Origin of the sequence: Microbacterium sp. NPDC087665, from assembly GCF_044743285.1 — a bacterium.
Classification (GTDB): Bacteria; Actinomycetota; Actinomycetes; order Actinomycetales; family Microbacteriaceae; genus Microbacterium.
Window position 1 is genome coordinate 92,139 of sequence record NZ_JBIUWD010000002.1, and the last position, 19,867, is coordinate 112,005.

Annotated in this window: 18 protein-coding genes; 3 read left to right on the forward strand and 15 right to left on the reverse strand. The window is 68.0% G+C overall.

What is annotated here, in order from left to right:
- Together ACIOSY_RS03985 and ACIOSY_RS03990 are read right to left on the reverse strand one after the other, a co-directional pair.
- Window positions 1–336, reverse strand: a complete 336-nt coding sequence (locus ACIOSY_RS03985) for a peptidase (RefSeq protein ID WP_400849378.1) — start codon at window positions 334–336, stop codon at window positions 1–3.
- Entirely contained in the window at window positions 333–1,652 is a 1,320-nt protein-coding gene (locus tag ACIOSY_RS03990; RefSeq protein WP_400849381.1) for an anion permease, read from the reverse strand. The genes ACIOSY_RS03985 and ACIOSY_RS03990 overlap by 4 nt, the downstream gene beginning before the upstream one ends.
- Window positions 1,653–1,807: 155 nt before the next feature.
- On the opposite strand from ACIOSY_RS03990, the gene ACIOSY_RS03995 reads away from it, so the two are divergent.
- Window positions 1,808–3,904, forward strand: coding sequence for a S9 family peptidase (locus ACIOSY_RS03995; protein WP_400849384.1), 2,097 nt, complete (start codon window positions 1,808–1,810; stop codon window positions 3,902–3,904).
- Window positions 3,905–3,931: 27 nt separating this feature from the next.
- Here ACIOSY_RS03995 and ACIOSY_RS04000 read toward each other — a convergent pair whose 3' ends face one another.
- From ACIOSY_RS04000 to truB, 7 genes are all read right to left on the reverse strand, one after another.
- Window positions 3,932–4,333 (reverse strand): DUF3592 domain-containing protein, encoded by a 402-nt coding sequence (locus ACIOSY_RS04000; protein WP_400849387.1) that lies wholly within the window; start codon window positions 4,331–4,333, stop codon window positions 3,932–3,934.
- A 97-nt stretch (window positions 4,334–4,430) separates the two neighbouring features.
- On the reverse strand, window positions 4,431–5,459 hold the full coding sequence (locus tag ACIOSY_RS04005; RefSeq protein WP_400849390.1) for an ATP-dependent 6-phosphofructokinase: 1,029 nt from the start codon (window positions 5,457–5,459) through the stop codon (window positions 4,431–4,433).
- Window positions 5,460–5,664: 205 nt separating this feature from the next.
- Window positions 5,665–7,809, reverse strand: a complete 2,145-nt coding sequence (locus ACIOSY_RS04010) for a DEAD/DEAH box helicase (RefSeq protein WP_400849393.1) — start codon at window positions 7,807–7,809, stop codon at window positions 5,665–5,667.
- Window positions 7,810–8,012: 203 nt separating this feature from the next.
- Window positions 8,013–8,966, reverse strand: a complete 954-nt coding sequence (locus ACIOSY_RS04015) for a bifunctional riboflavin kinase/FAD synthetase (protein WP_400849395.1) — start codon at window positions 8,964–8,966, stop codon at window positions 8,013–8,015.
- Window positions 8,963–9,400 carry a hypothetical protein gene (locus tag ACIOSY_RS04020; RefSeq protein WP_400849398.1) on the reverse strand — a complete coding sequence of 146 codons (438 nt, stop codon included), beginning with the start codon at window positions 9,398–9,400 and terminating at the stop codon, window positions 8,963–8,965. Before ACIOSY_RS04020 ends, ACIOSY_RS04015 begins: the two co-directional genes overlap by 4 nt.
- A 56-nt stretch (window positions 9,401–9,456) precedes the next feature.
- Entirely contained in the window at window positions 9,457–9,825 is a 369-nt protein-coding gene (locus ACIOSY_RS04025) for a hypothetical protein (RefSeq protein ID WP_400849401.1), read from the reverse strand.
- Window positions 9,822–10,715 (reverse strand): tRNA pseudouridine(55) synthase TruB, encoded by an 894-nt coding sequence (gene truB / locus ACIOSY_RS04030; RefSeq protein WP_400849404.1) that lies wholly within the window; start codon window positions 10,713–10,715, stop codon window positions 9,822–9,824. Before truB ends, ACIOSY_RS04025 begins: the two co-directional genes overlap by 4 nt.
- Window positions 10,716–10,772: 57 nt before the next feature.
- On the opposite strand from truB, the gene ACIOSY_RS04035 reads away from it, so the two are divergent.
- Window positions 10,773–11,675 carry an A/G-specific adenine glycosylase gene (locus ACIOSY_RS04035; RefSeq protein ID WP_400849407.1) on the forward strand — a complete coding sequence of 301 codons (903 nt, stop codon included), beginning with the start codon at window positions 10,773–10,775 and terminating at the stop codon, window positions 11,673–11,675.
- Between the two features lie 3 nt (window positions 11,676–11,678).
- Here ACIOSY_RS04035 and ACIOSY_RS04040 read toward each other — a convergent pair whose 3' ends face one another.
- Entirely contained in the window at window positions 11,679–13,688 is a 2,010-nt protein-coding gene (locus ACIOSY_RS04040; RefSeq protein ID WP_400849410.1) for a LuxR C-terminal-related transcriptional regulator, read from the reverse strand.
- Window positions 13,689–13,706: 18 nt separating this feature from the next.
- On the opposite strand from ACIOSY_RS04040, the gene ACIOSY_RS04045 reads away from it, so the two are divergent.
- Entirely contained in the window at window positions 13,707–13,859 is a 153-nt protein-coding gene (locus tag ACIOSY_RS04045) for a hypothetical protein (protein ID WP_400849413.1), read from the forward strand.
- Window positions 13,860–13,950: 91 nt separating this feature from the next.
- Here ACIOSY_RS04045 and rbfA read toward each other — a convergent pair whose 3' ends face one another.
- The 5 genes from rbfA to ACIOSY_RS04070 form a co-directional block, all read right to left on the reverse strand.
- The gene (gene rbfA / locus ACIOSY_RS04050; protein WP_400849416.1) at window positions 13,951–14,385 is read right to left on the reverse strand and encodes a 30S ribosome-binding factor RbfA; all 435 of its coding nucleotides are present in this window, start codon (window positions 14,383–14,385) and stop codon (window positions 13,951–13,953) included.
- A 96-nt stretch (window positions 14,386–14,481) separates the two neighbouring features.
- Entirely contained in the window at window positions 14,482–17,286 is a 2,805-nt protein-coding gene (gene infB / locus ACIOSY_RS04055) for a translation initiation factor IF-2 (RefSeq protein WP_400849419.1), read from the reverse strand.
- A gap of 16 nt (window positions 17,287–17,302) precedes the next feature.
- On the reverse strand, window positions 17,303–17,575 hold the full coding sequence (locus ACIOSY_RS04060) for a YlxR family protein (protein WP_400849422.1): 273 nt from the start codon (window positions 17,573–17,575) through the stop codon (window positions 17,303–17,305).
- Window positions 17,576–17,638: 63 nt separating this feature from the next.
- Window positions 17,639–18,622, reverse strand: coding sequence for a transcription termination factor NusA (gene nusA, locus ACIOSY_RS04065; protein ID WP_400849425.1), 984 nt, complete (start codon window positions 18,620–18,622; stop codon window positions 17,639–17,641).
- Between the two features lie 135 nt (window positions 18,623–18,757).
- A complete protein-coding gene (locus ACIOSY_RS04070) occupies window positions 18,758–19,798 on the reverse strand; it encodes a TIGR00730 family Rossman fold protein (protein ID WP_400849428.1) in 1,041 nt (346 codons plus the stop codon).
- Window positions 19,799–19,867 lie beyond the last annotated feature (69 nt).

A 19,867-nucleotide genomic window follows, 5' to 3' on the forward strand; every position in this document is an offset into this window, starting at 1 on the left:
TCAGTGTCCGACGACGATGATGAGGATCCCCGCCACGACGGCCGCCGCGCACAGGGCGAAGCAGGCGTACGCACCGACGAGCGCGAGGCGTCTCTGCGCATCGGTGAGGGGACTCTTCCTCGCAGCCTTCGCCGCCTGCTTCTCGGCGCGCCGGAGATCTTTCTCGGTGATCACCGTGATCGCGTCGGTGAACTCCGCCGGACTCACGACGGGCGCGTGACCGCTGCGCACCAGCAGGCGAAGGCCCACCGAGTAGAAGGTGACGATGGCGACCGCGCCGACGAGCGCCGCGACGAATACGAGCAGGAAGGCGCTCCAGTCGATGGAGACGTTCATTCGCTCTTCCCCTTCTTCGTCTTCGGATCGGTCGCGGTCTTCGCCCGAGCTTTGGCGTCGGCCTTCGCACGCTCCTTGGCGTCTGCCTTCGCCTGCTGACGGGCCTTCGCTTCGGCCCTGGCCTGAGCGGCCTTCTGCTGACGGCGGGTCAGCGGCGGGGTGTCGGGCAGATCGATCGCGAGCCCCGATTCTGCGACATCGCTCATGGCGTTGGCCGGGGTGACCGCGTCGCGCCGCGAACGCAGGAAGAGCGCCACGATCACGATGAGCGCGAGAATCGCATCGATGGCGATACCCCACCCGCCCAGCCACAGGGCGATGAGAGCCGCAACCGCACCGACAGCGCCGGCCGCGGGCAGCGTGAGCAGCCAGCCGATCGCGATCCGACCGGCTGTGCGCCACCGCACCGTCGAGCCGCGGCGACCGAGACCGGAGCCGATCACCGACCCGGACGCGACCTGCGTGGTCGAGAGTGCGAAGCCGAAGGCGCTGGAGGCGAGGATCGTCGCGGCGGTCGCACTCTCCGCCGAGAAGCCCTGCGCCGGCTTCACGTCGGTGAGGCCCTTGCCGAGCGTCCGGATGATGCGCCATCCGCCGAGGTAGGTACCCAGGGCGATCGTGACCGCACAGGCGATGATGACCCAGAGGTAAGGATCCGCCTGCTCGGAGTTCTGCCAGCCCACCGTGATCAGCGCGAGCGTGATCACACCCATCGTCTTCTGCGCGTCGTTGGTGCCGTGCGCGAGCGCGACGAGCGACGACGTGAAGATCTGGCCCCAGCGGAATCCATCGCGACCGTCGGGCTTGCCGTCGTAGCGACGGGTGATCGAGTACGCCACCTTCGTCGCGACGAAGGCGATGATCCCGGCCGTGATCGGAGCGATCAGCGCCGGCAGGATGATCTTCGACAGAACCATCCCGAAGTCGATGCCCTGCACGCCGACGCCCACGAGGGTGGCACCGATGAGGCCGCCGAACAGGGCGTGCGAAGAGCTGGAGGGAAGGCCGAGGAGCCACGTGAGCATGTTCCACGTGATGGCGCCGATGAGGCCCGCGAAGATCATGGGCAGGAAGACCTCGGCTTGGATGCCCTCTTCGTGGATGATGCCGTGCGAGACGGTCTTGGAGACCTCTGTCGAGAGGAAGGCCCCGACGAGATTGAGGACCGCCGCGAGCAGCACGGCGGTCTTGGGCTTCAGTGCACCCGTGGCGATGGGCGTGGCCATCGCATTCGCGGTGTCGTGAAACCCGTTCGTGAAGTCGAAGAACAGTGCCAGCAAGATCACCAGCACGACGATGAGGGCTGCGGTTTCCACCGGTCGCTTTCGGTCGTTGAGGAAGAGGGAGGTGTCGACGTGATCGACGTGACGAACGAAGAGTTCACCGTGGGTTTGACTTCCGTTAACCGGCCCCGATGAATCCTCCCACCCGACTCCCCGCCGGTCAACTTGACCTGGGATAGCGTGGAGCGGTGACCAACGCTCCGACCGCAGCCCGCCGCTCCTCCCTCCGCACGCATCACGGCGACACCTTCGACGATCCGTACGAGTGGCTCCGCGAGAAGGAATCGTCCGAGGTCATCGCGCATCTCGAAGCCGAGAACGCCCACACCGACGCCGCGACCGCTCACCTCGCTCCGCTCCGGGAGACGCTCTTCCAGGAGATCAAGGGTCGCGTGCAGGAGACCGATCTCTCCGTCCCGACCCGACGCGGCGACTGGTGGTACTACAGCCGCACCGAGGAGGGCTCCCAGTACGCCATCCACTGCCGCGCCGCAGCCGCACCCGATGACTGGACTCCCCCGCAGCTCGTCCCGGGTGCGCCCGTCGCCGGTGAGATCGTGCTGCTCGACGGCAACGTCGAAGCCGACGGGCATGACTTCTTCTCACTCGGCGCGTTCGACACCACCGACGATGCGACCATGATGCTGTGGTCGACGGACTTCGAAGGCGACGAGGTCTACACCGTGCGGGTGCGCGATCTCGTGACGGGCGAGACCCTCGCCGACGAAATCCCGAACACCGGCGGCGCATTCTTCACCCCCGACGGCACGTCCATCCTCTACACGACGCGCGACGATGCCTGGCGCCCGGACACTCTCTGGCTGCACCGCATCGGCACAGCGGTGTCCGACGACGTGCAGCTCTTCCACGAACCCGACGAGAAGTTCTGGCTGGGTGCGGGCATCACCCGCAGCAGGAAGTACCTGGTCATCGGCGTCGGATCGAGCATCACCAGCGAGGAATACCTCGTCGACCTGAACGGCGACCTCACGGCGCCGCCGCAGATCGTGTGGCCCCGGAAGGAGGGCGTCGAGTACTCGCTCGAGCATGCGATCGTCGACGGCGAGGACCGCCTGCTCATCCTGCACAACCAGGATGCTCTCGACTTCGAACTCGTCTCGGTCGCCGCCGACGCCCCGCAGGGCGAGCGACGGATCATCCTCCCCCACCGCGCCGGTCGACGGCTGCTGGGTGTGGACGCCTTCCGCGACTTCGCGACGGTCGAGTATCGCTCCGAGGGGCTCGAGCGCGTCGGCCTGCTGGACTACTCCACGGATGCCGTCGACGACATCGCCTTCGACGAGCCGCTCTACTCGGCGGGGGTGAGCGGCAACCCCGAATGGCATTCGCCGTTCCTGCGCCTCGGCTACACCTCGTTCGTCACGCCGGGCACGGTCTACGATCTCGACCTGGCGACCCGGGAACTGGTGCTGCGCAAGCAGGTCACCGTGCTCGGGGGCTACGACGCCGCGGACTACGACCAGCGCCGCGCGTGGGCCACCGCAGCCGATGGCACTCAGGTGCCGATCTCCCTGATGTGGAAGAAGGAGTTCGGGTCCCCCGGAGACACCGCGCGACCCGCGCATCTCTACGGCTACGGCTCCTACGAGCACTCGATCGATCCCGGCTTCTCCGTCGCGCGGCTCTCCGAGCTCGACCGTGGCGTGATCTTCGCCGTCGCCCATGTGCGCGGCGGGGGCGAGATGGGGCGGCAGTGGTACGAAGACGGCAAGCTGCTCCACAAGCGCAACACGTTCACCGACTTCGTCGCATGCGCCGAACATCTGGTGTCGGTGGGAATCACGTCCCCCGATCGCCTCGTCGCCGAAGGCGGAAGCGCCGGCGGCCTGCTGATGGGTGCCGTGGCGAACCTCGCTCCCGAGCTGTTCAGCGGGGTGCTGGCGGCGGTTCCGTTCGTCGACGCGCTGACGACCATCCTCGACCCGTCGCTGCCCCTCACCGTCATCGAATGGGACGAGTGGGGCGACCCGTTGCACGACCCCGACGTCTACGCGTACATGAAGTCGTACTCACCGTACGAGAACGTCCGCGATGGCGTGACCTATCCCCGCATTCTCGCCGTCACCTCGCTCAACGACACCCGGGTGCTGTACGTGGAGCCGGCGAAGTGGGTCGCACGCCTGCGGGAGGCCGGAGCATCCGATGTCCTGCTGAAGTGCGAGATGGTCGCTGGACACGGTGGCGTCAGCGGGCGATACAACTCCTGGCGCGAGCGGGCATTCGAACTCGCCTGGCTGCTCGACACGCTCGGGCTCGCCGACTGACCGCACGTCCGGGACAGGACGTCCTCGTCATGCCAAGGGGCGAGGACGTCGTCTCGAAGCGCGGAACGACGCGATCATCACCACGGCGACGGAACTGAGAACCGCCGTCATGACGAGGCCCAGCCCGACGACCGACACTCCCGGACCGTCGTAGCCCTCCACCACCGCGTCGCCCGGGTTCGACGTGCGGTAGACCACCGTCATTTCCCGGCCGATGGTCGGCTCGTCGTCGACGAGCCAATCCACCCAGATCGCGTATCGGTCGCCGTCCACCTCGTATTCAACCTTGAAGTCGCGGTCGGATGCCTCGCGACCGGTGTTCACCTCCGTGACCACGCCCTGCACGCGTCCCCCCGAAGCCCGCAGATCGGCCTCGTTCCCCATGACTACGGAGCCGATGACGATCAGTGCGGGGCCCACCAGGAGCATGACGAGGATCAACGCCCAGACGCGCCTCGAGCCTCTCCGATTCGACGCATCGGCGCTGTTTGCCTGAGCGATTGCCACTCGGGTGCCGTTTCGGCGCTCAGCCGAAGAGTGCGGCGGCTTCGTCGTACCGGCTGCGGGGCACGGTGTTCAGCTCGCCCAGTGCCTCGGCGAACGGAACCTCGACGATGTCGGTGCCGCGGAGAGAGACCATCTTGCCCCAGGACGCCGCCACCAGAGAGTCTGCGGCGTGCAGGCCGAGGCGCGTCGCGAGGACACGGTCGAATCCGGAGGGCGAGCCACCGCGCTGGATGTGACCGAGCACCGTCGAGCGGGTCTCGATACCGGTGATGCGCTCGATCTCGGGCGCCAGCACCTCGCTGATGCCGCCGAGACGCGGTCGGTTGAAGGCGTCGAGGCCCTTGTCGCTGTACGCGGAGTCCATGCCGGTGAGCGTGAACCCCTCGGAGACGACGACGAGGGGCGCGCGCCCGCGGTCGTGTGCGCTGCTGACGAGCGCCGTGATCTCGTCGATGGACATCGGCACCTCGGGGATGCAGATGACGTGAGCGCCGGCCGCCATGCCCGCGTGCAGAGCGATCCAGCCGACGTGACGGCCCATGACCTCGGCCACCATGCAGCGCTGGTGCGAATCGCCGGTGGTGCGCAGGCGATCCATCGCATCCGTCGCGATGTTCACCGCGGTGTCGAATCCGAACGAGTAGTCCGTGGCTCGGAGGTCGTTGTCGATCGTCTTCGGGACACCGATCACGTTGATGCCGTCGTTGGCGAGACGGTTGGCCGCCGCGAGGGTGCCTTCGCCGCCGATCGCGAGGATGCCGTCGATGCGGTGCGCGGCGAGCGTCTTGGCGATCTTCTCCGCACCGCCCCGCGGACCCTCGTAGGGGTTCGTGCGGCTCGTGCCGAGGATCGTTCCGCCGACCTTCGAGAGCCCCTTGACCTCGTGACGCGTAAGCGGGAAGAAGTCGCCGTCGACGACACCTCGCCAGCCGTCACGGATGCCCACGAACTCGATGTCGTACGTCGTGGTGCCCTTGAGCACGACTCCGCGGATGACCGCGTTGAGACCGGGGCAGTCGCCACCGCTCGTCAGGATTCCGATCTTCATGCTGCTGCCTTCAGACGTTTCGGGAAAAAGGGGGAAAGGCGACGCTGCCTGCGATCGACACTAGCGTCATGCGTCGGTCAGGCGCCATTCGAGGCACGAGAAAACCCTCGATCTTGACGCCCGTTCAGAGGCGAAGTTCAAAACTTGGTGAAATCGCCCCGCGTACGCACCGAATCCCCCTCAAGAAGTCCGATTCTTAACGAGATCAGGAACCGCCGAGCGCCTGGCGCAGAAGGTGCATGAGGGCACCGAGCTGCACCGGCTCGCCGGCGCTCTCCTCCACGGCCTCGCCGTCGAGTGCGCGCGCCGCAAGACCCTGCTTCTGGTCGATGAGCTCGGCGATCTTGGTGTCGATGGTGTGCGCGGCGATGATCCGCCATGCCGTGACCGGCTCGTCCTGCCCGATGCGGTGCACGCGGTCGATCGCCTGCGTCTGCTCGGCGGCCGTCCACGACAGCTCCGCGAGGACGACGTTGGACGCCGCCTGCATGTTGAGCCCGACACCGGCCGCGGTGAGCGAGCAGACGGCGATCCCGACGTCCGGGTCGCTGTTGAAGTCGTCGATCGCCTGCTGGCGCGCAGTGGATGTCTGATCACCACGGATCGAGACGGAACGGATGCCGACGGCGGCGAAGTGCGCCTCCGCCCGATCCATCACGTCGATGTGCTTCGCGAAGAAGACGACCTTGCCCACCGAACGCTGCAGCTGAGCCGCATAGTCCGCAGCCAGCTGCGCCTTGGCCTGACCGATGCGCCGGACCATGGTGAAGACGTTGTCTCCCCCGGTGCCCGCCGCCTTCGACTCCTCGAGCTCGTTCTGCGCCACGAGACGCACGATGTCCTCGTCGATCTCGCCGGGAGCGAGGCCGCGATCGCCGCGGGCCTCGATGATGCGCCGGTAGCGTGCTGCCAACCGCTCCCCGAGCTCTCGCTCGGCCTGGCGGATGCTGCGCCCGAACTCGTCATCCAGCTGCACGGGCAGATCGGCGATCAGCTTGTCGGGCAGGTCGGCCGCGACATCCTTCTTCTTGCGCCGAACGATGCCCATCGAGATCACGGCTTCGCGGGCTTCCGGGTAGAAGGCTTTATCGGCCGGGGTGAACCCGGTCGCATCTAGCTTCTCCATCAGCTCGGGGCCGGGCTTCTCGCCGGTGGTCCAGCCGAGGAACCGCCAGATCGCGTCGAAGTCCTCGACATCGTTGATCAGTGGCGTTCCCGTGAGAGCGAGCATGAGCGGGTTTCCGCCGGGCGTGCGCTCGCGCACGCGTGATGCGAGCGAGAGCACGTTCTGGGAACGCTGCGAGGACAGGTTCTTGATGAAGTGCGCCTCATCGACGACCATTCCCCGGAGCCCGATCGATGCCAGCCACGAGAGGTGGCGATCGAGGATCTCGTAGTTGACGATGAAGATGTCGGCGAACGCATCGATGTCGTCGCCGTCACCCTGGATCACGGTGGCGCGCCGCTGCGGCGTCCACCGCTCGACCTCGCGTGCCCAGTTCATCTTCACGACGTTGGGCACCACGGCCAGCAGCGGGTAGGCGCCGGCGACCGATGCGGCGAGCAACGACTGGGCGGTCTTGCCGAGGCCGGGTTCATCGGCGAGGAGGAAGCTGCGGTGTCCGCTGCGCACGGCTTCGAGGAACCGGGACTGATGCACCATCACCTCGAGGCCCTTGGGCGACAGGTGATCGTATTCCGGTGCGGGAGGCAGCTCCATGGTGGCGACAGAACCGCCCGCGCCGCTCTCGAACGCCTTGTAGAGCGGGCCCATCAGTTCCCAGCCGTCGAGGCGACGACGCGGAGTGGTCGACGGGCGGGGCGTGAGATCGGGTTCGAGGAACGGGTTCGCGAGCTGCCGGGATTCGACGGACGGCGGGGTGACCTGACGCTCGGCGATGGCCGCGGGGACGACCGAGATCTGCACCGGCGCGGCGTCGGCGATGATGAGTTCTTCGGGCGCGAGCTCCGCTCCCGATTCCAGCAGCCAATCGCGGCGCATGCGCTTCGCCACGGGCGACGTGGCCTGGTCGGCCTCGAGCAGCTGGATCAGCGAGGTGTCGCGCGCGGCGGTCTTCGCGAGGATCGTCGCGACGCCGTCGAGGCGCTTGAGGAGCTCGGCGCGGGCAGGATCGCCGATCTCGGCATCCGCCTTCACCCGTGCGCGCTCCTCGCGGACGAGGAATGCGATCACCTGGAACTTGACGCGGTTCGTCGGTCCGAGCTTGCCCCTCTGGGACTTCGCTTCGATCTCGCGCACCTTGCGCGCGAGGATCGGGATGAGAGGCGCCTCATCATCACGACGGGACGACTTCTTGCGCCGCGTGGCGGCGGTTGCCGTAGTCGGCATGCTCCTCCTGAGCGTGAAGGCCGAAACACCCCAGGGGTTCGGCGTTCTCGATGTTCGCGTGTGGCGTGAGCCAGGACCGTACGAACAGTAGATCTACCCGTTCGCCGATGCGCGCAGGACGCGCGAGTTTCGGCGGAACTTGCGATCAGTCTACGCCATCGCACCGCGACACGACGTCAGGTTGACCGTCGATCGATCGCGCGTCACTCGGTCTGCGCGCGAAGCACGCGGTCCGCGTCGGCGACGTCGGCGGCGATCTGGGCCGTCAGCGCTTCGATGCCGTCGAAGGCGACCATTCCGCGCAGATGGTCGGTGAAGACGACCGACACGTCGTGACCGTACAGGTCGAGCCCGGTCTCTCCGACCACGTGCGCCTCGACCTGGCGCTCCAGCACGTCGTCGAACGTGGGGTTCGTTCCCACAGAGATCGCCGCCGGATGACGGATGCCGCTGTCGTGATCGACGAGCCACCCTGCATACACCCCGTCGGCGGGCACGAAGGCGTCGACGATCGTCGACAGGTTCGCGGTCGGAAAACCGAGTTCGCGACCGCGCTTCAGGCCGTGGACGACCACCCCGCGCACATCGGGGTACCGTCCGAGCACCCGTGCGGCGCCGGCGACATCGCCCTCGATGAGCAGTTCGCGGATCCAGGTCGACGACACGCGGCGCGACGAACCGGGAAGGTAGACGTCGTCGACCACTTCGACCGTGAATCCGTGACGCGGACCGAGCTCGCGCAGGAGTTCCGGCGTTCCGGCACCGCGGTGGCCGAACCGGAAGTCCTGACCGACGAGGACGGATGAGACCTTCAGCGCACCGACGAGGATCTCGCTCACGAAGTCCTCTGCGCTCAGCGCCGCGAGGGCCTCGTCGAACGTGAGGAGCAGAGTGGCATCGAGACCGAGCTCACCGAGCAGCTCGAGTTTGCGGTCGACGGTGACGACGTTCTCCGGGCAGCGATCCGGCCGCAGAACGGCGAGGGGATTGCGGTCGAAGGTGACCGCGACGGCTCGCGCCCCGGTCTCCGCAGCCCGCGCTTTGAGCTGTTCGATGACCGCGCGATGCCCTGCGTGCACGCCGTCGAACTTGCCGATCGCGATGACGCTCGGACCGAAGTCCTCCGGCACTTCGAGGAGATCGCGGAAGACGATCACGCGCTGACCTCGACCGGGAGGCCCGCTGCTGCGGGGCGGTTCGCCCGCAACCACCAGATGCCGAACAGCGGGAGAACCAGAGGGATGAAGAGGTAACCGCGCCCGAACAGGGACCAGACGGTCTCGTGCTGGAAGAGTGCGGGAAGGAGGATGCTCAGGAGCCCGACGACGATCACGCCGGTGAGTTCGAAGACGATCGCCACCCAGGCGACCGTGTACCACCCGCGACGGCGGGCGAGAACCAGCGCCAGCGTTGCGAGGATGTACACCACCGCTGCCAGAGCGGAGAGCGAATAGGCGAGCGGCGCCTCATCGAAACGGCGGAAGATCTGCACGAAGCTGCGGCCGGTCGCCGCAAGCGCCATGACGGCGTAGACGATCACGAGAACGCGACCGATACCGGTCATCCTGGTGGTGGGGGCGGTGGTGCTCATAGCGCATTCCATCCTAGATGCGCCAGACGGGCCCGACGTCCGTGTGGGGCGCCCGGTTACGCGATCTGCACGGTCCAGATCACGTTCATGCGCCACATCATCACCGCGATCGCCAGTGCAGCGACCCCGAGAATCACCGTGCTCCACCGGCTGCGCTCCATCAGCGCCCACAGCACGGCACCGATCGGGAGCAGGACGGCGGAGACCAGATACACCCAGAACTCGAGCAGATCACCCGTCGGCGGATTGCCCGCGAGGGGCGCGATGATCGCGATGACGACCTGGGCGACCAGCAGAGCCTCGACCAGCGCGAGCGCGCCGACCGAGTAGTCGCTCGGCCGGCGACCGGCGAACCCGGCGACGAGGCAGAACACGGCCGCCGCCACCGAGACGACGATCGTCAGGATCGTGAACCACAGGATCATGGTGCGACCACCGGCATGTTCATGGCGCTCTTCAGGTCGTTCCCCCGCTTCTCGACGATGCCCACGAGCACGTCGTCCGGGTCGATGGCCGCGGCCAACGCACCCGAGACGCGTGAAGCCTGACCGACCAGACGCTTGCCGTGGCGCAGGTCTCTGGCCTCGTCGCTCGAGACGGGGAGCGCCTGCATGATGCGACCGGACGCGTCGGCCGGCGAGAGCGTCGGGGCGCCCTCCAGGGCATCGATACCGACGGCATCGGAGAGACCGAACGCCCCGACCCTCGTGCGTCGCAGGGCCGTCAGGTGTCCCCCGACTCCCAGCCCCGCTCCCAGATCGCGTGCGAGAGAGCGGATGTAGGTGCCGGAGGAGCAATCGACGATCACGTCCAGATCGCGGATGCCGTCGCCGGGACGTTCCGCGACGACCTCGAACCGGGACACGACCACGTCTCGCGCGGCGAGGACGACCTCTTCCCCGGCACGGACACGGTCGTAGGCGCGACGGCCGTCGACCTTGATCGCCGAGACCGAACTGGGCACCTGCGAGATCTCGCCCGTGAGCGCCGCGATGCCCGCCGCGATCCGTTCGTCGGTCACCGTCGACCAGGCCGCAGCATCCGCCCTGGCCGTGATCTCACCCTCGGCGTCGTCGGTCCCCGTGCTCGCCCCGAGTCGGATCGTGGCCTCGTACGTCTTATCGGCGCCCACGATGTAAGTGAGCAGTCGGGTGGCCCCCTCGATGCCGATGACCAACAGCCCCGTCGCCATCGGGTCGAGCGTGCCCGCATGCCCGACCTTGCGGGTGCCGAACGCGCGGCGCGTGCGCGCGACCACGTCATGACTGGTCAACCCCATGGGTTTGTCGACGAGGAGAATGCCAGGCGAAACCATCCCTCCAGCCTACGGGGCGCTGCTCGGCCCACCGGCACACTCGCTTAGGCTGACGGGGTGCCGTCGTTCGCCCCCATCCCCTCCGAGGACATCGTCCGTCCGCTCCTGAGCTGGTATCGACAGAGCGCCCGCGATCTCCCCTGGCGACGCCCGGAGTTCCACGAACGGTTCGGCGCGTGGGGCGTGCTCGTCAGCGAGTTCATGCTGCAGCAGACGCCGGTGACGCGGGTGATCCCGCACCTCGATGCGTGGTTGACGCGCTGGCCCACTCCCCCCGCACTCGCTGCGGCCTCGGCGGCCGATGTCGTGCAGCAGTGGGCGAATCTCGGGTACCCGCGGCGTGCGCTCTGGCTGCACCGCGCCGCGACGGAGGTCACCGTCCGGTACGACGGCATCGTGCCCCGCGAGACCGATGCGCTGCTCGCGCTTTCGGGGATCGGTGACTACACGGCGCGCGCCGTGGCCGTCTTCGCCTACGGAGACAGGCACCCCGTCGTCGACACCAACACGCGCAGGGTGCTGGCGCGCTCCGTCCAGGGCCTGGGACAGCCCGCACCGCCGTCGCGGAAGGACCTGGCGCTCATGGAGTCGATGCTCCCGGCATCCGACGACGACGCCGCCCGTTTCAACGCCGCGATGATGGAACTCGGCGCCACGGTCTGCACCGCCCGCGCGCCGTCGTGCGAGAAGTGCCCGATCGCCGCCTCCTGCGCCTGGCTGGCGGCGGGCCGCCCCGCAACGGAGGACACTCGACGACGCCAGGCGGCCTACGAGGGGTCGGACCGGCAGGCCCGCGGAGCCGTGCTGCGGCTGCTTCGGGAGACGGCACCCGTGCCGGTGCCGCTGGAGCAGGTGATTCCGGATTGGCCGGACTCCCTCCAGCGCGACCGAGCCATCGACTCGCTCATCTCCGACGGACTCGCTGAAGCGCACGACGGCTCCATCGCGCTGCCCGGGTGACCCTCACAGGTGCTGTCCCGTGCGGCGGGCCAGCACCATGAGCTCGACACGATTGCGCGCTCCCAGCTTCACGAACACACGTCCGAGATGCACTTCCACGGTGCGCACCGACACGATGAGGGCTTCGGCGATGTCGCGATTGCTCGCTCCCCCGACAGCGAGCATCGCGACCTCGAGCTCTCGAGAAGTGAGACGCTGAGCCCAGGCCCGACGGCACACCGACAGCGCGTCATCCGATGTCGGCGCGTCCTCCGCGTCGAGACGAGCGAGGCGATCCGCCACCGATCTCGCCCAGGCGAGCGCGCCGCACAGTTCGAACAGACTCTGCGCGGTGACCAGATGCTCCTTCGCCAGGTTCAGATCGCCACGGATCACCGACTGGGTTCCGAGCATCGACTCGACCCGGGCACGAGCGAACGGCGATCGCAGCGTGCGCGCCTCGGACCGCACGTCATCGTGTTCGGCACGCCACCTCGCTTCCGTGGCCGCGGTGATCCGCCGCAGAAGGCTCTCGGCGCGATCGAGCTCCGGAGGCGCCAGAACGCGCCGCGCTCTCGCATCGGCCGCCACGGCGACCTCGTCGAGACCCGGCACAGCGAGTGTCGGCTGCGGTGCCCCGATCTCGGACCGCAGACGCACCGCGCCTGCAGCGCCCGCGAAGTCACCCGCCAGGAAAGACTGGATGCCCCGGTCCACCAGGGTGTCCACAGTGATGCCCGCCGGAAGCGCGTCCGTGAGCGCGCGCGCGAACGGGCCGATCTCGCCGAGCACGGCGAGATCGAGTCGGCGGGCCAGCACGACACCGAGCCCCGCGAAGGGCTGTGCGATCGGCACGGTCAGGGCAGCCCGGATGAGGCGATCACGTGCGGCAGAGACGTCTCCGCGCCACAGCAGCAACAGCACGTGGAGCACCGCGCGATACGCCTCCAGCAGTGGGCTGCGCTCGAATCCCTCGATCAGTGGATCCGTACCCGCTCCCATCGCCGCATCGTGGGCGAGCAGACGGATACCCCGATCGATGTCTCCGCCGAGCGCCGCGCGGAGCGCGTGGAGCAGCACACCCGACACCGGGCCCGCATCTCGCTCACCCTCCTCGTCTCGCTCGCCGAGGAGAAGCCAGCTCAGTGCGATCGCCGAGTCGCGGAGCGTCGTGTCTGCGCCGACACGGGTGGACGCTTCGCGCAGCATGTCGACCCAGGCGCGCGCACCTCGTCGGTCTCCTCGCTCCGCGCAGAGCGGGGCCGCCAACGCCGCTGCACGGGCCCATGCGCGCCACGCACGAGCATCATCGGTGCGTGGTCGGCACGATGCGGGATCGGGCTCGGGCACCACCCCGTGCACGTGGGCCTGCGTCACGAGGAGGCCGGCCAGACCACGTAGGCGAGAGCGCTCCGAGCCATACGGGAACAGATCGCCGAGCAGGGCCGCCGCTTCCTCGGCATACCCGGCGCCGACCGCGGCGGCACCCGCGGCCGCTCGCGCCTCGTCGAGCTGCGTGCCATGCGCGTGCGCGACCGCCTCGCGGGCGAGCAGCAGCGCGCGATCCACGTCTCCGGCCTCACACAGCACGCGTGCCATCCGGGTGAGTTCCGGCGCGGCATCCGCCTCGCCGCTCAACGACGCACGCGCACGATGCCAGTCGGCTCGCGCCCCCTGGTCGCGTGCACGGAACACCTCGTGCAGACGACGGTGGACGCTCGCGACCACGAGGGGTGCGGTCGATTGGCACAGCCAGATCGCCAGACGCTGATCGACGAGGCGCACGCGGCCCGCATGCAGGCTCAGATGGGTGCCGACGGGTTCCCCGGCGATCTCCTCGGCAGAACGTCCGTCGAAGGCGAGCAGGGAGTCGAGGTCGTCGTCCAGCCCCACGGATATCGCCAGCAGGAGGTCGCGGTCACGCGGCGCGAACTCCCTGTCGCCGAAGGCCTCGCGGATCGCCGGCACGGCGGGCAGCGGCGTCGGCAGAGACTCCAGCCCCTGGCGTTGAGCGGGTGTGAGGCTCGCGGCCATCTCCCGGATCGTACGCAGATGAGCATGCAGATCTACGATCAGTCGCGCCGCCACATGGGGCGCGCAGCCGAGATCGTGGGCGCGGAGGTCACCGAGGAAGAACTCGACCGTCGACGACGCGTACGTCGTCCCCTCGGACACCACCGAACCCGGCACCTCGCACCCCCTTGACCGGGGCGAGATTGGTTTCGCCCCGGGCGAGGGTAGCAAGGAACCGCGAGCGTCTCACGCTCCGAGGCGTGTCGCGGAGGGTGAGATCGCGTTACTTCTCGTCGTCGGCTTCTTCCGCACGCACGTACGGGTCGGCATCGCCCGCGTGAGAGGCGGACGAAGCGAGCTTCGCCACCTCGGCATCGCGCTCGCGAGCCTCGCGCAGGAGGGCCGCGATGTGATCGGCGTTCTCCGGCAGCGCGTCGGGGATGAACTCGAGGGTCGGAACGAGACGGGTGCTCAACTGCTTGCCCACCTCGCTGCGCAGCAGACCGGTCGCGGACGCGAGCGCTGCACCGCTGGCGATGCGCTCCTCCTCCGTGCCCAGCACCGTGTAGAAGACGGACGCGTGCTGGAGGTCACCGCTCACCCGGACGTCGGTGAGCGTGACGAAGCCGAGGCGCGGGTCGCGCAGCCCCTTCTCGAGACGCTCGGCGATGATCACGCGGATCCGGTCGGCGAGGCGCGCCTGTCGTTCTCCAGCCATTTTCTGTACTCCTTGTCACACAGTGGGGAAACCACGAAGGAAGTGGATGCCTCGCCCCGATGATGGGCCGAGGCATCCACTTCCTGAGCCTACGACTTAGGTGCGCGGCTTCTCGACGAGCTCGATCGTCTCGATCTCGTCGCCGATCTGGATGTCGTTGAACTTGCCGAGACCGATACCGGCCTCGTAGTCCGTGCGGACCTCGGTGACGTCGTCCTTGAATCGACGGAGCGACTCGATGGCGAGGGCATCGCCGACGACGACGCCATCGCGGATGACGCGAGCCTTGGCGTTTCGCGTGATCGTTCCCGATCGCACGATGACACCGGCGATGTTGCCGAACTTGGAGGAACGGAAGACCTCGCGGATCTCTGCGACGCCCGACTGGACCTCTTCGTACTCCGGCTTGAGCATGCCCTTCAGCGAGTTCTCGACCTCGTCGATGGCGTTGTAGATCACCGAGTAGAACCGGATGTCCACGCCCTCGCGCTGAGCACGCTCACGCGCCTTGGTGTCCGGACGCACGTTGAAGCCCACGATGATCGCGTTGTCGATCGTCGCGAGGTTGACGTCGGACTCGGTGATCGCACCCACACCGCGGTGGATGATGCGCAGCTGGACGGAATCGTCGACCTCGATCTTGAGCAGCGACTCCTCGAGCGCCTCGACGGCACCGGAGACGTCACCCTTGATGATGAGGTTGAGCGACTCGACCTTGCCCTCTTCGAGAGCTCGGGTGAAGTCCTCGAGCGAGATGCGCTTACGGGCCTTGGCCAGCTGGGCATTGCGCTCGACTGCTTCACGCTTCTCAGCGATCTGACGGGCCAGACGGTCCTCTTCAGTGACGAGGAACACATCACCGGCACGCGGTACCGAGTTGAGACCCTGCACCTGCACCGGACGCGACGGGTAGGCCTCGAGGACCTGGTCGCCGTTCTCATCCGCCATGGCACGCACACGGCCATAAGCGGTACCGGCCACGATCGCATCGCCGATCCGGAGAGTTCCGGACTGGATCAGCACCGTCGCGACCGAACCGCGACCCTTGTCGAGCTTCGCCTCGATGGCGACACCTCGAGCGGCCTTGTTCGGGTTGGCGGTCAGGTCGAGACCAGCGTCTGCCGTGAGCAGCACAGCGTCGAGGAGGTCCTGGATACCGGTGTTGGCACGCGCGGAGACATCGACGAACATGACATCGCCACCGAACTCCTCGGCGACCAGACCGTACTCGGTGAGCTGCTGGCGCACCTTCGACGGGTTGGCGTCGGGCTTGTCGACCTTGTTCACCGCGACCACGATCGGCACGTTCGCCGCCTGGGCGTGGTTCAACGCCTCGACCGTCTGCGGCATGATGCCGTCGTCAGCCGCGACCACGAGGATCGCGAGGTCGGTGACCTGCGCACCACGGGCACGCATGGCCGTGAAGGCCTCGTGACCGGGGGTGTCGATGAACGTGATCGCTCGCTCGATGCCCTCGTGCTCGGTCCAGACCTGGTAGGCACCGATGTGCTGGGTGATGCCACCGGCTTCACCCTCGATGACGTTGGTCTGACGGATCGCGTCGAGAAGTCGGGTCTTACCGTGGTCGACGTGACCCATGACGGTGACGACCGGCGGACGGATCTCGAGGTCGTCTTCGCTCTCCTCTTCGAGCTCCTGCTCGAGGTTGAGACCGAAGCCCTCCAGGAGCTCCTTGTCCTCGTCTTCCGGCGAGACCATCTGGATCTTGTAGCCGAGCTCGGCACCGAGGACCTCGAACGTCGCCTCATCCAGCGACTCGGTGGCCGTGGCCATCTCGCCGAGGTTGAAGAGGATCGTGACCAGGGTTCCGGGCTGCACGGTGTAACCGGTCAGCGTCTCGATCTTGTCGGCGAAGTCGGCGATCGATGCACCGCGTCGCATGCGGATGATCTCCCCGTTGCCACGGGTGACGTTGACGCCACCGACGACCGGGGCGCTCCGCATCTCGAACTCTTGCCGCTTCGCCCGCCGCGACTTGCGCTGCTTGCTCTTGCCGCCGCCCTTACCGAAGGCACCTGCGGTACCTCCACCGGGGCCACGGCCACGACCGCCGCCGCCACCGGGACGCCCGGCGAACCCGCCACCGGGACGTGCGCCGGGACCGGCACCGGGTCCACCGGCACCGCCGGGACGACCGGGACCGCCGGGACGCTGCTGGAACGGAGCACCGGGACGACCACCCTGACCGCCGCGCGGGGCGCCGGGACGGGGCGAACCCGGACGCGGAGCGCCCGGTCGAGGTGCACCGGGACGCGGCGCCTGCGGACGGGGGATGTTGCCGGGAGTCGGGCTCGGGCGCTGGCCCATCCCCTGCGCCGAAGCGAAGGGGTTGTTGCCGGGGCGGGGACCAGCGGGACGCTGGCCCATTCCCTGTGCCGACGAGAACGGGTTGTTGCCGGGGCGCGGAGCACCCGGCTTCGGAGCGCCGCCGTCAGCGGACGCGGGTGCGGCAGCCGGAGCATCCGATGCGGATGCGGCCGGAGCAGCCTCCGCAGGCTCGGCGGGCGCCGGAGCGGCCGGGGCGGGCTCTGCCGCGGCCGGAGCCTCGGGAGCCGGCTTCGGACCGGGCTTCGGACCCGGGGTCGGTCCGGACTTCGCTGCGGGCTTCGCCGCTGCGGGCTTTGCCGCGGCGGGCTTCGCTGCCGGCGCCGCGTCTGCGGCAGCCTTCAGCGATCCGTCGGCCTCGATCGCCGCGCGCAGTTTGCGCGCCACCGGCGGTTCGATGGTCGAGGAAGGGCTCTTGACGAATTCGCCGAGCTCCTTGAGTTTTGCAAGTGCGACCTTGCTGTCGACGCCGAGTTCGGCGGCGATCTCGTGTACGCGTGGTTTACCAGCCACAATTCTCCTGTCTGGGCAGTCTGCCCAGACAGGGCAGACCATTAGTCGCGGACGGGTCTCATTTCGAGCCGTTCACTTTGTTTCCATAGCCATTCAGCCGTTTCTCGATGGTCTGCGTGTCCACAGCAGTGGACACACGGAGTGCTCGTCCGAAAGCGCGGCGCCGCAGAGCGGCCTCCATGCATTCCTGCGTCGGATGGATCCATGCACCGCGTCCCGGCAGAACCGCACGCTCATCTACGAGGAGAGTGTTGTTCTGGGACACCACCCTGAGAAGGGAGGAGCGGGAAGCACGCATGCGACAGCCGACGCACGTTCGTACGGGTTCCATCTTACACCTGCGATTCCTTGGGCTCCGAACCCGGAGCGACCGCTCCGGGCGCCGAGGAGACGCTCAGTCGAGCACGCTGTCGGGCTGGATGTCGATCTTCGCGCCGGTGAGCTTGGCCGCCAGACGGGCGTTCTGCCCCTCCTTGCCGATGGCGAGGGACAGCTGGTAGTCGGGCACCAGCGCGCGCACGGCCTTGGTGTTCGCATCGAGGATGAACGAGCTCGTCACCTTCGCGGGCGACAGCGCATTCGCGACGAACGCGGCGAGCTCGGGATCGTGGTCGACGATATCGATCTTCTCCCCCGCCAGCTCTTCTGTCACGGCCCGCACGCGGCGACCGAGCTCGCCGATGCAGGCGCCCTTGGCGTTGATCGACGGCTCATTGGCCTTCACGGCGATCTTCGTGCGATGCCCCGCCTCGCGTGCGAGCGAGACGATCTCGACGAGACCCGCAGCGATCTCCGGAACCTCGAGCGCGAAGAGCTTGCGAACGAGTCCCGGGTGCGTACGCGACACCGTGATCTGCGGCCCCTTGAGACCCTTCGCGACGCTGGTGACGTAGACGCGCAGACGGGAACCGTGCGTGTACTCCTCGCCGGGGACCTGCTCCTCCGGTGGGAGGATGGCCTCGACGGATCCGAGATCGACGTGGATCATGCGCGGGTTGGGCCCCTGCTGGATGACGCCGGCGACGATGTCGCCCTCTTTGCCCTTGAACTCACCGAGCACGGCCTCATCCGCGATGTCGCGAAGGCGCTGGCTGATGACCTGCTTCGCGGCGAATGCGGCGATACGCCCGAAATCGCTCGGAGTCGCATCCTCTTCGCCGATGATGGCACCCTCGTCGTCGCGGACCGTCTGGAGCACCGCGACGTGACCGTTCTTGCGGTCGAGGTCGACGCGCACGCCCTCGGGCATGTCGCCCTCGGCGGAGATGTGCTTGGAGTAGGCGGTCAGGATCGCCTGCTCGATGATCGCGACGAGTTCGTCGAAGGGAATCCCCTTCTCCTTCTCGATCCCACGCAGCAGACTCAGTTCGATGTCCATGACGGCCTCTCTATTCAGCTCTCGTCGCACGGAATCACACGCGCGACATCCGTATAACGATACCGTGCGCCCGACCCGAGCGGCCACGCCGGGCCGCCCCGCCGCCGACGCACCCCGACTTCGGCGCGCCTCAGATCAGGCGGAGGGCGCGGACGGAAGGGCGTTGATCGCCCCGATCAGACGGAAGAGATTGCCCACCTGTCGTTGGTTGAGGTGCAGCGCGAGCCTCGGGAGATCCAACGCATCGGCGTCCGCGACCTCCGGTGCCCGGGGTGCCGTGCGCTCGATCCGCCCGGAGGCGAGCAGCGCGCCGAACTCCTCGTTCAATCCCGCGATCTCGTCGTCGGTGGGCGCCGACCGGAGGCGGAGCACCAGTGTGTCGCCCACCCACCGCAGCGAGTCGTAGTTGCGCCAGAAGCCGGTGATCTCGGCGCGGGCCGCCTCGACCGAGTCCGTGATGACCACGCGATCGAAGTCCCCCTCGGAGATCACTCCGGTCGGCGCGAGGTCCTCGTCGATGAAGCGCCGCAGGCCCCGCCAGAACGTCCCCCCGGTCTCGTCGAGCAGCACGATCGGCATGGGCTCGGCCTTGCCGGTCTGCTGGAGCGTGAGCAGCTCGAACATCTCGTCGAGGGTGCCGAATCCGCCGGGCAGACAGATGAAGCCCTGCGACTCCTTGATGAGCATGAGCTTGCGGGTGAAGAAGTACTTCATCGCCACGACCTGGTCTTGACCTGCGACGAGACCGTTCGGCTTCTCTTCGAACGGGAGACGGATCGACACGCCGAGCGAGAGCGCGGGTCCCGCTCCTTCCGCGGCAGCCTGCATGATGCCCGGGCCCGCACCGGTCACGACCATCCAGCCGTCGGACGCCAGGGCGGCGGCGACATCTCGCGCCTGCCGATAGAGCGGGTCGTCGGTGAGGGTGCGCGCGGATCCGAACACCGTGACCTTGCGCACCCCGCGGTAGGGGGCGAACAGGCGGAAGGCATCGCGCATCTCCGCGAGTGCGGCCGAGGCGATCTTGAGGTCCAGTCGATCGGTGTCGTCCTCGCCGAGCAGGATCGCGGTGCGCATCATCCGCATCACCAGACGGCGATCGGTGAGCACCCCGGCCTCGTCGAGGACGGCGTTGATCTCGGCACTGAGACCTTCGGGCAGCGGTTCGTCGATCATGCCTCCAGCGTGTCATGCCGCGCGTGGCTCGCGCTTGGCGCAACGCCGGGAAGCAGAACGCCGCGCCCA

What these genes read in the sequence shown, in the direction of transcription:
- ACIOSY_RS03985 (WP_400849378.1), bottom strand. Translation starts at nt 336, where the DNA reads ATGAACGTCTCCATCGACTGGAGCGCCTTCCTGCTCGTATTCGTCGCG.
- ACIOSY_RS04000 (WP_400849387.1), bottom strand. Translation starts at nt 4,333, where the DNA reads ATGCTCCTGGTGGGCCCCGCACTGATCGTCATCGGCTCCGTAGTCATG.
- ACIOSY_RS04005 (WP_400849390.1), bottom strand. Translation starts at nt 5,459, where the DNA reads ATGAAGATCGGAATCCTGACGAGCGGTGGCGACTGCCCCGGTCTCAAC.
- ACIOSY_RS04010 (WP_400849393.1), bottom strand. Translation starts at nt 7,809, where the DNA reads ATGCCGACTACGGCAACCGCCGCCACGCGGCGCAAGAAGTCGTCCCGT.
- ACIOSY_RS04020 (WP_400849398.1), bottom strand. Translation starts at nt 9,400, where the DNA reads ATGAGCACCACCGCCCCCACCACCAGGATGACCGGTATCGGTCGCGTT.
- ACIOSY_RS04025 (WP_400849401.1), bottom strand. Translation starts at nt 9,825, where the DNA reads ATGATCCTGTGGTTCACGATCCTGACGATCGTCGTCTCGGTGGCGGCG.
- truB (WP_400849404.1), bottom strand. Translation starts at nt 10,715, where the DNA reads ATGGTTTCGCCTGGCATTCTCCTCGTCGACAAACCCATGGGGTTGACC.
- ACIOSY_RS04040 (WP_400849410.1), bottom strand. Translation starts at nt 13,688, where the DNA reads ATGGCCGCGAGCCTCACACCCGCTCAACGCCAGGGGCTGGAGTCTCTG.
- ACIOSY_RS04045 (WP_400849413.1), top strand. Translation starts at nt 13,707, where the DNA reads ATGAGCATGCAGATCTACGATCAGTCGCGCCGCCACATGGGGCGCGCA.
- rbfA (WP_400849416.1), bottom strand. Translation starts at nt 14,385, where the DNA reads ATGGCTGGAGAACGACAGGCGCGCCTCGCCGACCGGATCCGCGTGATC.
- infB (WP_400849419.1), bottom strand. Translation starts at nt 17,286, where the DNA reads ATGGTCTGCCCTGTCTGGGCAGACTGCCCAGACAGGAGAATTGTGGCT.
- ACIOSY_RS04060 (WP_400849422.1), bottom strand. Translation starts at nt 17,575, where the DNA reads ATGGAACCCGTACGAACGTGCGTCGGCTGTCGCATGCGTGCTTCCCGC.
- nusA (WP_400849425.1), bottom strand. Translation starts at nt 18,622, where the DNA reads ATGGACATCGAACTGAGTCTGCTGCGTGGGATCGAGAAGGAGAAGGGG.
- ACIOSY_RS04070 (WP_400849428.1), bottom strand. Translation starts at nt 19,798, where the DNA reads ATGATCGACGAACCGCTGCCCGAAGGTCTCAGTGCCGAGATCAACGCC.